Genomic DNA, 11215 nt, shown 5'->3' on the forward strand with positions numbered 1-11215 from the left:
TATCCCACGAAAATCAGCTTTCCACGCCTGCGTTCCATTGCCCGCCGGTTTTATAAAGGTATCCCTGTGCGGTCTTGCGGCTGTTGTTCCGTTTTTATGCTTGTTCGTCAGTTTGCTGGGAACTTTCCGTAAAATTTGTGCGTTTCTACAAAAATGCGATTTCCCGCGTAATTTTGGGCAAAAATTTTAAAAAACCTCTTGCAATTTTTGTTCCGAAGTGGTATGTTGTATCCAACAAAAGCGAAACTTGGATACATCTTCACTTTGGAGCAGCAAATTCGGCTCCGCACACGCCTTTGTTTTTCACCTTGCTATTTTCTTCATTTACCTTCTTATCATTTACCCTGCCTGTCCCGCAAGGGACGAGAAAAGCGATGACCCACCTGCACGGGTCATCGCTTTTTCTTTTATTTATAAAGTCCGCAGCCCGGACGGCTTTCCCTTCCGTCCCCCATGGGCTGCTCTATCCACAACGGGTGCCGCTTGTGCTGCGGCAGCTCCTCTGCCTCCTGCTTGGTCTTGTGGTGCAGCTTCATGGGCGCGAGGGTCAGGTTTTTCAGCACCGTCATGTGCGGGTACAAGTTGAACTGCTGGAACACCATGCTGGTGGTCTCGCGCACAAGCTTGGTCTTGTTTTTGGCCGTCAGCTCCTGCCCGTCTATGTAGACATGGCCGCTGGTGGGCTCTTCCAGAAAATTCATGCAGCGCACCGTGGTGGACTTGCCTGAACCGGACGGCCCGATGATCACCAGCTTTTCGCCCTCGGCGACCTCAAGATTGACGTCTTTCAGAACGTGCAGAGCGCACCGGAATGCAGGCTGTTCTCGCTTTCCCATCAGACCCGGTCTGCTTATTTTTTCCGGTACTCCCGCGGGGTCATGCCAAAATGCGCCTTGAACGCCCGATTAAAATAGGAAAGGTTTTCAAACCCGCACCGGGTGGCGATAGTCAGCACAGTCTCGTCCGTGGTCTGCAGCACCTCGGCGGCGGTGTTCAGCCGGTACTCATTCAGAAAGGAGATAAAGCTCTGCCCGGTCATCTGCCGGAACCAGCGCATAAAATGGCTGGCGCTGAAGGAGCAGACCCCGGCAGCATCCGCCACCCGGAGCGGCTCGGCATAATGTGCCGAAAGCCATTGCAGCACCGTTTTCAGCCGCTGGGTGTCGGCAGTTTCGGTGGGGAGACACTGCCTGCCCTGCGCAATGAGCAGGGCAAGAAAGCGCAGCAGCGCCCCTTTTACCAGCAGCTCGTAGCCGGGGCGCTTGGCGCGGTTGGCATCTTCCAGCTCCCGCAGGCAGGCGGCGGCTTGCAGATAGCACAAATCGTTCGGGGTCAGACGCACCGGCAGCGAAAGCCGCCCGCTTTGCAGCGGCAGCAGATACTTTTCGGCGCAAAGGTCCTCCGCGCCGCCCAGCAGCTCCGGTTCAAAGATGATATTTTCGTATTCCATGCGCTGCTCCTCTGCCTGCCGCAGCGCATGGAGCGTGCCCGGGGCAAAAAGAAAGATATCCCCCCGGTAGGCCGGGTAGGTCACAGCGCCCACCTGCACCAGCCCTGTGCCCTGCTTGACAAAGACCAGCTCCATGCTCTCGTGCCAGTGGAGTGCCACCTGCTGAAAATCCCCCGGAATGGTGCAGGGGTACAGATTGAACGGAAAGCGCACTGCACCGTGCTGTTTTGTCTCCTGCAAAGATGCCTGATTTTGCATCGTCTCACCCCCTGATGATAGGATTGTACCATAGTTTGCACTGTTTAGGCAAGATTTTGAAGGTTCTATGTGGTATATCTTGAAGTACAGATGTCAAACCTGTTTTCCGTAAGGTGTATCTGAAAACAGAGAAACAGACTGAATTTTCGACTTTTCAGATACACCCTAGCAAAGGAGGATGCTTTTATGAGCTTTACCGAAACGTTACAGAGTATTACCGGCAAGCTGCTGGCAGACTGCACCGACCAGGAGCTGTATCTGGCACTGCTGGAACTTGTGCGGCAGAAGAGCGCCGACCGCGTGCAGCCGGTCACCGGGCGCAAGCTGTACTATATCAGCGCCGAATTCCTTATTGGCAAGCTGCTGTCCAACAACCTCATCAATCTGGGGCTGTACGACGAAGCCCGGTCTGCGCTGGCTGCTGCCGGAAAGCGCCTTTCCGACATTGAAGAGGTAGAGCCGGAGCCTTCTCTGGGCAATGGCGGTCTGGGGCGTCTGGCTGCCTGCTTCCTCGACTCTCTGGCAACGCTCAACCTGCCCGGCGACGGCGTAGGTCTGCGGTACCATTTTGGTCTGTTCCATCAGTCCTTTGAGGACGGCGTGCAGAACGAAAAGCCCGACCCGTGGCTGACTGCCCACAGCTGGGCGGAAAAGACCGACACCACCTACCCGGTGGAACTGGCGGGCAAGGAATACACCGCCCGGCTGTACAAGCTGGCGGTCACCGGCTACGAGGGACGCACCAACACCCTGAACCTGTTCGATCTGGACACCATTGACGAGAGCATCGTCCATGACGGCATTGCCTTCGATAAGACCGCTATCGACAAGAATCTGACCCTCTTCCTCTACCCGGACGATTCCGATGAAGCCGGCCGCCGTCTGCGGGTATACCAGCAGTACCTGATGGTCTCTGCCGGTGCACAGCTCATTCTGGCCGAGTGCGCCGCCCGGGGCTGCAACTACCATGATCTGGCAGACTACGCCGCCATCCAGATCAACGACACCCACCCCAGCATGGTCATCCCGGAGCTGATCCGCCTGCTGGGCGCGCGCGGCATTGAGTTCGAGGAAGCGGTGGAGATCGTTACCAAGACCTGCGCCTACACCAACCACACCATTCTGGCCGAAGCACTGGAAAAGTGGCCGCGCACCTATCTGGACGCCGTGGTGCCCCAGCTGATGCCCATCATCGAAAAGCTGGATGCGCTGGCTCGCACCCGCACCGAGGACGAGAGCCTTGCCATCATCGACAAGGACGACCGGGTGCACATGGCACACATGGACATCCACTTTACCCACTCCACCAACGGCGTGGCGGCGCTGCACACCGAGATCCTGAAAAATTCCGAGCTGCATGGCTTCTACGAGCTGTACCCGGAAAAGTTCAACAATAAGACCAACGGCATCACCTTCCGCCGCTGGCTGCTGGAGTGCGACCCGCGCCTGACCGCCACGCTGGAAAAGCACATTGGCTCCGGCTTCCGCAAGGACGCCGCGGAGCTGGAAAAACTGCTGGCCTTTGCCGAGGACGAGACGGTGCTCAGCGAGCTGACTGCTGTGAAAAATGCCAACAAGGAAGCGCTGGCCGACTGGCTGCTGCACACCCAGAAGGTGACTGTGAACACCGATGCCGTGTTCGATATCCAGTCCAAGCGCCTGCACGAGTATAAGCGCCAGCAGCTCAACCTGCTGTACCTCATCCATCAGTACTACGAGATCAAGGCCGGGCACCTGCCCGCCGCTCCGCTGGTGAGCATCTTCGGTGCAAAAGCCGCGCCCGCCTACACCATTGCAAAAGACATCATCCATGCGCTGCTGACCCTCTCCAAGGTCATCGCCGCAGACCCGGAGGTGTCCAAGTGGCTGCAGGTGGTGTTTGTGGAGAACTACAACGTCACCGCCGCCGAAAAGCTGATCCCTGCCTGCGACCTTTCCGAGCAGATCAGCCTTGCCTCCAAGGAAGCCTCCGGCACCGGCAACATGAAGTTTATGTTGAACGGCGCGTTGACGCTGGGCACCATGGACGGTGCCAACGTGGAGATCAGCCAGCAGGTGGGGGAAGAGAACATCTATATCTTCGGCCAGACCTCCGATCAGGTCATCCACCGCTACGCCGTGGGCGATTACGACCCAGCCCAGTGGGTGGAGGGCGATGCCAACATCCGCCGCGCCATCAGCTTCCTGACCGGGCCGGAGATGCTGGCCGCCGGTCATGCCGAAAACCTGACCCGCCTGCACGACGAGCTGATCCATAAAGACTGGTTCCAGACCCTGCCGGACTTCAACGCCTACGTTGTGCGCAAGGGACAGGCCCTCAGCGATTACGCCTGCGACCCCATGGGCTGGCGGCGCAAGTGTCTGGTGAACATTGCCAAGGCGGGTATGTTCTCCTCTGACCGCACCATTGCCGAGTACGACCGCGACATCTGGCATCTGGGCAAATAATCTTTTTTATCGCAAGACAAGAAATTAGTGCAACATTCAAACAGCATATTTGCGATAAAAAGTTGAATTGCTATAAGCCCCTGCGCAAAGAAAAACAGGAACCGGCACACATTACATTTGGTGCACCGGTTCCTGTTTTATTTCTTATCATGCAAGATGGAACAGATCGATCAGCACGACCATGGCAAGGCCATAGTAGACCACAACCGCCACCAGATCGTTGATCGTGGTGATCAGCGGGCCGGAGGCAACCGCCGGGTCGATATGGATCTTGTGGAACAGCATCGGGATCAGCGTGCCCACCAGACTGGAAATGACCATGGACACGATCAGCGACAGCCCGACGCAGCCGGACAGCAAAAACGCCGAGGTCCAGACATAGCCCTTGAAAAAGTGGATGTAGCAGCCCAGAAAACCCAAAGCCATCACGGCCAGAATTGCACCGTTCAACAGACCCACGCGGGTCTCCTTCCAGAGCAGCTGCAGCTTTTTGGAAAGGGTCAGGTTTTCATCCACCAGCACACGGATGGTCACTGCCAGCGACTGGGTGCCAACGTTACCGGCCATATCCAGCACCATGGACTGGAAGCAGATGACCACCGGCAGCACCGCCACCACTGATTCAAACGCGCCGACGACCGAGGAGACCAGCATCCCGAGGAACAGCAAAGCGATCAGCCACGGGAGACGCTTTTTCACGCTTTCAAAAACGCTTTCGTTCAGATCCTCCTCGCCGGTCAGACCGCCCAGCTTTGCGTAATCATCGCCCATCTCATCATCGACCAGCTCGACCACATCGGACGATGTGATGATGCCCACCAGCTTGCCGGCATCGTTCAGCACCGGCAGGCTGCGCTCCGCGTAGTCCACGATGCGGTCGATACAATCGCTGATCTGCTCCCGGTCTGTGACGTAGGGATAAGAGCGGACGATCAGGCTTTCCAGACTTTCCTCTGCACGTGCAATGATGAGGTCTTTCAGGTCGATTGCACCATAGAAGTGCTCGTTTTCGTCCACCACATACAGCGTGGAGATGTTATCGTTTTCTCCGGCCTGTTTCACCAGCTCGCTCATCGCCTGCCGGATGGTCATATCGTTTTTGATGGAGATGTAGTTGGTGGTCATCCTGCTGCCGATCTCATCCTCATCATACGAGAGCAGCATCTTCACATCTTCAACCGAGTCTTTGTCCAGCTTGTTGACGATCTCGTTCTTATCGGTATCGTCAAGGTCTTCCAGCGCGTCCACCGCATCGTCCGAGTCCATGTTGGAAATGACCTTTGCAGCTTCATGGCTGGGCAGCTCTTTCAGGTACGGCTCGGCATCGTCCAGATAAGTAAAGATCTCGGCAACAGTATCCACGCCCAGAATGGAATAGAGCGATTGACGTTCGGCGGGGGTCAGTGACTCCAACGCATCCGCCAGATCCTTTTCATGGTAATCAGACAGTTTTTCGGCCAGCTCTGCCTTGGGCAGACCGCTGTGAATGATGCTCAGAATTTCCTGCACATAATTCTTCTGCATGGTAGTTCCTCCTGATTCCGCGAGCTTGACAAATCAAAATTCATCGCTCCGCTTGAAATTTTGCACTTCATCATAGCACATCCGGTATGCGGCGGCAACCCTGCCAGCGTGAATTTTTTGTAAAATATCGGTACAATTCAACACACTTCTTTTTGTGCTCATAACTGTATCGCATAAAAATACCCCCATACTGGGTGTCCAGTATTGGGGGGTACATATCAAAGCCACTGCCTTTCTCTTTTTATTTTCATTACCGCCCACGGCCACCGCCGCCGCCGTGGCTGGAACCGCCGCCCATGCCGCCGAAGCCGCCGCCAAAGCTGCCGCCGCCGAAACCGCCGCGCCCGGCACCGCCCCCGAAGGAGCCGCCGCCCATGCCGCCAAAGCCGCCGCCGCGCGGAGGCCGGGGGCCACGGGAGCCACCGTAGTAGCCGCCCGGCGGGGGCGGCGGCGGGCCGCGGCGGCCACGTCGTCTGTAAGGAGGACGGGGTCCGCCGAAGCACCACAGCCAGCCGCAGGGGCTGGCAAAAACATAGGCCATTGACCGGATGATGACGATAAGCAGAACAGCGCCGACCACAAGGGTCAAGATGTCGGTCAGGGTGCTGCCGCCGCTGCTCTGGCTGCCCTGATACCCGGGCTGCACGGTGCTGCCGTTACCGGTGCTGCCGGAAAGGCTGACGCCGTAGATGTCCGCAATGGTGTTTGCCACGTTCCGGGCACAGGTGGTCACTGCACCGTCATAATTCTTTGCGGCGAACTGATCCTCCATGGTCTGGGCGATGGCGCTGGACTGCTTTGCCAGCGTGGTGTTGCGGAAGCCGTCGCCATAGGTCAGGTAGTAGTCGCCGTCCGCATACTGCGCCGATTCCATTACCAGCAAGATCAGCACGCCGTTATTCTGGGAGGACGAACCGATGCCCCACGCGTTGAAAGCCTGTGTGGCGTAATCCTCCGTGGAATCATTACCCGTGTATTCTACTGTCAGTACATCGATCTGTGCGCCGCTGCAGCTGGATTCCAGCTGGGCGTTCAGTTCGGTGATGGTCTGCACGGTGCTGCTGCTCAGCACACCAGCATCGTCCACCACACACTCTCCCTTGGGCAGGCTGGGCAGCTGGGCGGCAAAGGCTGCCGGGCACAGCACCGCCGCACTGACCACCACAGCCAGCACCAGTGCGCTGATGCGTTTTGCAAAGTTTTTCATGCGAAGGGCTCAACCTCCTTTACGCCGGACAAAGTGCCCAGCACACTGGCCGGGAAGCCGCCGACATCCTTCTGATATTCATATACCGCTGTATTATACTGCAAGGTGCCGATGATGGTGGCTGCACTGTTGAACTGGCCGTACTGCCCCTGCACCGCGCCCATCTTCATGGGGTCGGCGGCCTGCTCCTGCAACTTTGCATACAGCTGGTCGATGGCGGTGCCCAAAGTCTCGTTGTCCTCATAGAGGGCATGGAGCCGGGTCTTGCCTGCCTTCACGCCGTCCAGATCGTTGCTGAACGCCGTCAGTGCATCCTGTGCAGTCAATACTTCAGCATTATCTGCCCCCAGCGTATTGCTGGCGGTGGTGATAACGTTGGCCGCTGTATTCATGCGGGTGGTCAGCTCCTCGCTCAGGTTATAGCCGTTGTCGGCGGCGACCCCTGCGGTGAACCACTGGTGGGCGGTGTTGTACTTGCCGCGCAGCTTGGCGCTGCCAAAGCCAAAGAAAGCGGCCAGCATCACCACTACGCTCAAAGCCAGCGCCGCTGCCCGGGTGGAAAGCGCTGCGGGCAGCTTTGCTTCCAGTGCGGCCAGCTTCTGCTGGCGGGGGGTCAGCCTTACGGTCTGCTCCGGTTTTGTCTTTTCGCGGTAGCTGCCCGCGTCAAAGCCGCCGGGAGCGGTTTGTTTATCGTTCTGAGAAAAATCAGCGTTTGCCATTTCAGCTCCGGATCTCCATCATTTTGGTTTTCAGCTCGTCCTCGATGCGGGTCAGCTCCTGCTCGGCGGCGGCACGCTTTGCGCGTCCCTCGCTCTGGATCTTGTTCAGCTCGTCCAGCGTCTCGATCAGGCTCTTGTTGGTCTGCTGCAGGGTCTCGATATCCACGATGCCGCGCTGGCTCTCCTTGGCGGTCTCGATGGTGCCCATCTTCAGCGCCTCGGCGTTCTTCTTCAGCAGGTCGTTGGTCATGTTGGTCACAGCGCGCTCTGCCTGCATGGCCTGCTGGCTGTGTGCCAGACCCAGTGCCAGCACCATCTGGTTCTTCCACAGCGGGATGGTGTTCACGATGGTGGACTGGATCTTTTCTGCCATCATGGTGTTGTTGTTTTGCAGCAGACGGATCTGGGGGCCCATCTGCAGGCTGATATTGCGGGTCAGTTCCAGATCATACAGCTTTTTCTCAAAACGCTCGCACTGGTCGGCAAGGTCGCGGGCAGCCTGTGCGTCCTCCGGCAGGCCGGATGCTTTGGCCTTGTCCATGGCCTGCTGCAATTCGTTGGCACGCACATCTGCCAGCTTTTTCTTGCCGGCAAGGATATACATACTCAGCTCCTTGAAGTAGGCCATGTTCAACTCGTACATCTTGTCCAGCATGGCGATATCCTTGAGCAGCTGCACCTGATGAGCTTCCAGCATGGACTGGATCTTTTCCACGTTGGTCTCGGTCTTGTCGTACTTGGTCTTGAGGGCATCCAGCTGGCTGGTTTTCTTCTTGAAGAAGCCCATGATGCCCTTCTGCTGTTCCTCGTTGGCGTCAAAACTCTTCAGCTCGCCGATGAGGTCGGTGATCATATCGCCCACCTCGCCCAGATCCTTGGTGGACACCTTGGAGAGGGCTGCTTCGGAGAAATCGCCGATCTTCTTCTGGCAGGCAGAGCCGTACTGCAGCACCTGCTGGCTGTTGGTGATATCGATCTTCTGGGCAAACTGATCCACCATGGCCTGTTCCTCGGGGGTCAGGCTCACCTGTGCTTCCGGGGCAGGAGCAGCGGCGGGCTTTTCCTCCTGCGGCACAGCGGCGGGAGTGGGGTCCAGCGTCAGGGTGGGCACTGCGGGGGCATCCAGATCAAAGTTCAGGGTATTGTCAGCCATAAGTGATTCCTTCCTTTCAAAATCCCGAGGGGATATTCTGATTTTACTTGCTCAGACCCTGCCCTTTCAGCATATTCTGCAAAACGGTCAGGTCTGCGGACAGGTCCATGCTCTCTGCCGCGTACAGGGCATCCAGCTGGTTTTCAAAAGCCGTGGCAATGGAGACAGCATTGTGCTCCACCTCGGCGCGGATGGCGGCGGCGTTCTCGCCCCGCACACCCTGCTTTGCAAGCTTTGCGTACTGCTGCAAAACGTTTACGGCGTCCGGCAGATAGTAGTTGGCAAATCGGCGCACCTGCTTTGCCTTGGCGGGGTTTGCTTCCACGGTTTCCACGATGGAGCGTCCTGCCTTTTCCATGCGGGTCATAGCTGCGGACAGCTGCGGGTCGGGCAAAGCCTCGTTCAGCGCGTGCAGAGTGTCCAGCTTCTGCTGGATATCGGTCAGCATCTGATCCACATCCTCCACACCGGTGTGGAAGGGTACCTCGTGCTCCACCACCCGGGGCGGGCAGGTCTTTTTTGCCACGCCAAAGGCCACGGCGGCGCCGCCCAGCGCCACCAGCAGCGCCCATAATTTGTATACCGGCAGCACCGCGCACAGTACCACGAACACCAGCGCCATGGCGTAAAAAGGCAGCACGCTGGGCTTTTGGGTGCGGATGATCTTGCTCATGGTCATTTCTCCTTGTCCGGGGCAGTGCGCCCCTTATGATATCCATAATACAACGTCCGCAAAAAAACGCAAGTATCCCGCAAAAGAATTTACAGCCTTGTCATCATTTTACGATCCAGTCCACCAGCGCAGCGCCCCAAAGTGCTTCCAGCCGGGCGGGGCTGCACGCGGCGTTGGCGGGGCTTGTGCTCGGCAGACGGACAGCCGGGATGCCGGTAAGCGGCTGCTGATATTTTGTGTAGATACGGTAAGCTGTGGCACCGTTGCAGAACACCGCCCGGATGGGCGCTTTGCGCAGCAGCCCGGCGATATCGTTGGGCACCACATCCCGGATGGAAGCATCCGACGCGCCGGTGATGGTGCAGCTTTCCAGCGTATCCCACAGCGCCAGCCCGTGGCGCAAAAGCAGCTGCTTTTTGGCGGCGATATCCTCCCGCACGGGCAGCGGCTCCCCGGTCAGCGCCGCCAGCAGCGGCCAGAACCGATTTTGCGGATGACCGTAGTAAAAGGCCATCTCCCGGCTTTTGGGGCTGGGCCATGTGCCCAAGATCAGTGCCCTGCTGCGGTCATCGTATACCGGCGCAAAGCTCATAAGCTGCCGCCTGCGCTTTCAATATTGCCCCATGCAGAGCCAAAGTCTTTGCCGGAGGGCTCCGCACGGGGGCCGTCGAACCACAACTCCTCGATCAGCGCCGCCACGCCGTCCTCCCGCACGTCCCCGATGATCCGGTCGGCAGCGGCCTTGGCGTCCGGGGTGCCGTTTGCCATGCAGGCACTCAGGCCCGCGGCTTTCAGCATCCCCACATCGTTGGCAGAATCGCCCACAGCCACGGCATCTGCCAGCGTAAGCCCCATCTGTGCACACAGGTCGGCAAGCCCTACGCCCTTATCCATGCCGCCGCGCACGATATCGTAGTAGCAGTAGCCGTCTGCGTTCTGCGCACCCGTCTGCATCCAGTGCAGGCCAAGGTAGCCGTATTTTTCGTGGAAGCGCTCCACCTCCTGCGGCGGCATGGCGGCAAAGGCGGCGTGGGGCATATCCACCAGATGCCTGTCCTGATCCTCGCCGTCCACACAGTCCAGCCCGGGGCTGTTCATCATCTGATAGCCGGTGTGCAGATACTCGTACTCGCAGTAGGCGTAATAGGCATCCCGGAAGTTGAATTGCAGCGGGTAGTTATAATCCTCGCAAAAATCCACCAGCACATACATTTCCTCGCTGGTAAGCGGATGCTCGGCTATTACGTTGCCCTGCCTGTCCACAACGCAGGCACCGTTGCAGGTAATGGCATAGTCGTACCGGATGCCGCCCAGCTGGTTTTTATCCCGGATACCGGGATAGGAACGGCCGGTGCTGAGCACGAATTTGCCCCCGGCGGCCTGCAGCTTTTTCACCGCCTTTACCACCGCCGGGCGGGGCTTTGCTTCTCCAAAGGGCATCAACGTGTTGTCGTAATCGCTTGCCAGAATCTTATATTGCATGGTCATCTCTCCTGTGTGCATCGTTTTCTCCCAGTATAACACATTTCAAAGTCCAGCGGGAGAGGGGGAATATTAAAAATGCCCTCCGCTTGCGCTCTGGGCAAATATAGCGGAAACTTCTTTTGATATAGGGCGTTTGTCGCGCTCTGCGGAGCGCTCCAAGCGCATTTTTCACGGAAAGGGTCGTAAAGACAAGATACAGCCTTTCCCGCAGCGCCGCGCTTTCGCAGAAAGCGGCGCTGCAAATGCCGTTTTCCTCCACGACCCCACCTGTGAAAAAGGGGTTCAGAAAAGCCCGCAC

At 57.9% G+C, this 11215-nt stretch carries 10 protein-coding genes and 1 pseudogene; 1 reads left to right on the top strand and 10 read right to left on the bottom strand.

Features of this window, described 5'->3' with window-relative positions; translation table 11 throughout:
* Positions 1 to 497 precede the first annotated feature (497 nt).
* Positions 498 to 836 (bottom strand): annotated as a pseudogene (locus tag WMO20_RS12530) (ATP-binding cassette domain-containing protein); the annotation flags it as partial.
* Between the two features lie 14 nt (positions 837 to 850).
* Entirely contained in the window at positions 851 to 1708 is an 858-nt protein-coding gene (locus WMO20_RS12535; RefSeq protein WP_308564270.1) for a helix-turn-helix domain-containing protein, read from the bottom strand.
* A 186-nt stretch (positions 1709 to 1894) separates the two neighbouring features.
* On the opposite strand from WMO20_RS12535, the gene WMO20_RS12540 reads away from it, so the two are divergent.
* On the top strand, positions 1895 to 4156 hold the full coding sequence (locus WMO20_RS12540; protein ID WP_349187058.1) for a glycogen/starch/alpha-glucan phosphorylase: 2262 nt from the start codon (positions 1895 to 1897) through the stop codon (positions 4154 to 4156).
* A 147-nt stretch (positions 4157 to 4303) separates the two neighbouring features.
* Here the strand turns inward: WMO20_RS12540 and mgtE are convergent, their stop codons facing one another.
* From mgtE to WMO20_RS12580, 8 genes are all read right to left on the bottom strand, one after another.
* On the bottom strand, positions 4304 to 5680 hold the full coding sequence (mgtE, locus tag WMO20_RS12545; RefSeq protein ID WP_112091754.1) for a magnesium transporter: 1377 nt from the start codon (positions 5678 to 5680) through the stop codon (positions 4304 to 4306).
* A 250-nt stretch (positions 5681 to 5930) separates the two neighbouring features.
* Positions 5931 to 6887, bottom strand: a complete 957-nt coding sequence (locus WMO20_RS12550; RefSeq protein ID WP_349187060.1) for a TPM domain-containing protein — start codon at positions 6885 to 6887, stop codon at positions 5931 to 5933.
* Positions 6884 to 7606, bottom strand: coding sequence for a LemA (locus WMO20_RS12555; protein WP_349187062.1), 723 nt, complete (start codon positions 7604 to 7606; stop codon positions 6884 to 6886). The genes WMO20_RS12550 and WMO20_RS12555 overlap by 4 nt, the downstream gene beginning before the upstream one ends.
* Before the next feature lies 1 nt (position 7607).
* Complete coding sequence (locus WMO20_RS12560) at positions 7608 to 8759, bottom strand: toxic anion resistance protein (RefSeq protein WP_349187063.1); 1152 nt, start codon at positions 8757 to 8759, stop codon at positions 7608 to 7610.
* Positions 8760 to 8802: 43 nt separating this feature from the next.
* Positions 8803 to 9432, bottom strand: a complete 630-nt coding sequence (locus WMO20_RS12565) for a 5-bromo-4-chloroindolyl phosphate hydrolysis family protein (protein ID WP_349187064.1) — start codon at positions 9430 to 9432, stop codon at positions 8803 to 8805.
* 103 nt (positions 9433 to 9535) lie between these two features.
* The gene (locus tag WMO20_RS12570) at positions 9536 to 10024 is read right to left on the bottom strand and encodes a DNA-deoxyinosine glycosylase (RefSeq protein ID WP_349187065.1); all 489 of its coding nucleotides are present in this window, start codon (positions 10022 to 10024) and stop codon (positions 9536 to 9538) included.
* Entirely contained in the window at positions 10021 to 10914 is an 894-nt protein-coding gene (locus WMO20_RS12575; protein WP_242651837.1) for an HAD family hydrolase, read from the bottom strand. The genes WMO20_RS12570 and WMO20_RS12575 overlap by 4 nt, the downstream gene beginning before the upstream one ends.
* A partial coding sequence (locus tag WMO20_RS12580) for a hypothetical protein (RefSeq protein WP_349187066.1) occupies positions 10904 to 11215 on the bottom strand: 312 nt, incomplete at its 5' end. The genes WMO20_RS12575 and WMO20_RS12580, both read right to left, overlap by 11 nt.

This window comes from Faecalibacterium intestinale, assembly GCF_040096575.1.
Classification (GTDB): Bacteria; Bacillota; Clostridia; order Oscillospirales; family Ruminococcaceae; genus Faecalibacterium; species Faecalibacterium intestinale.

Bases quoted from the DNA above. Each gene is read 5' to 3' on its own strand.
- WMO20_RS12535 (WP_308564270.1), bottom strand. From the start codon at position 1,708: ATGCAAAATCAGGCATCTTTGCAGGAGACAAAACAGCACGGTGCAGTG.
- WMO20_RS12540 (WP_349187058.1), top strand. From the start codon at position 1,895: ATGAGCTTTACCGAAACGTTACAGAGTATTACCGGCAAGCTGCTGGCA.
- mgtE (WP_112091754.1), bottom strand. From the start codon at position 5,680: ATGCAGAAGAATTATGTGCAGGAAATTCTGAGCATCATTCACAGCGGT.
- WMO20_RS12550 (WP_349187060.1), bottom strand. From the start codon at position 6,887: ATGAAAAACTTTGCAAAACGCATCAGCGCACTGGTGCTGGCTGTGGTG.
- WMO20_RS12555 (WP_349187062.1), bottom strand. From the start codon at position 7,606: ATGGCAAACGCTGATTTTTCTCAGAACGATAAACAAACCGCTCCCGGC.
- WMO20_RS12560 (WP_349187063.1), bottom strand. From the start codon at position 8,759: ATGGCTGACAATACCCTGAACTTTGATCTGGATGCCCCCGCAGTGCCC.
- WMO20_RS12565 (WP_349187064.1), bottom strand. From the start codon at position 9,432: ATGAGCAAGATCATCCGCACCCAAAAGCCCAGCGTGCTGCCTTTTTAC.
- WMO20_RS12570 (WP_349187065.1), bottom strand. From the start codon at position 10,024: ATGAGCTTTGCGCCGGTATACGATGACCGCAGCAGGGCACTGATCTTG.
- WMO20_RS12575 (WP_242651837.1), bottom strand. From the start codon at position 10,914: ATGCAATATAAGATTCTGGCAAGCGATTACGACAACACGTTGATGCCC.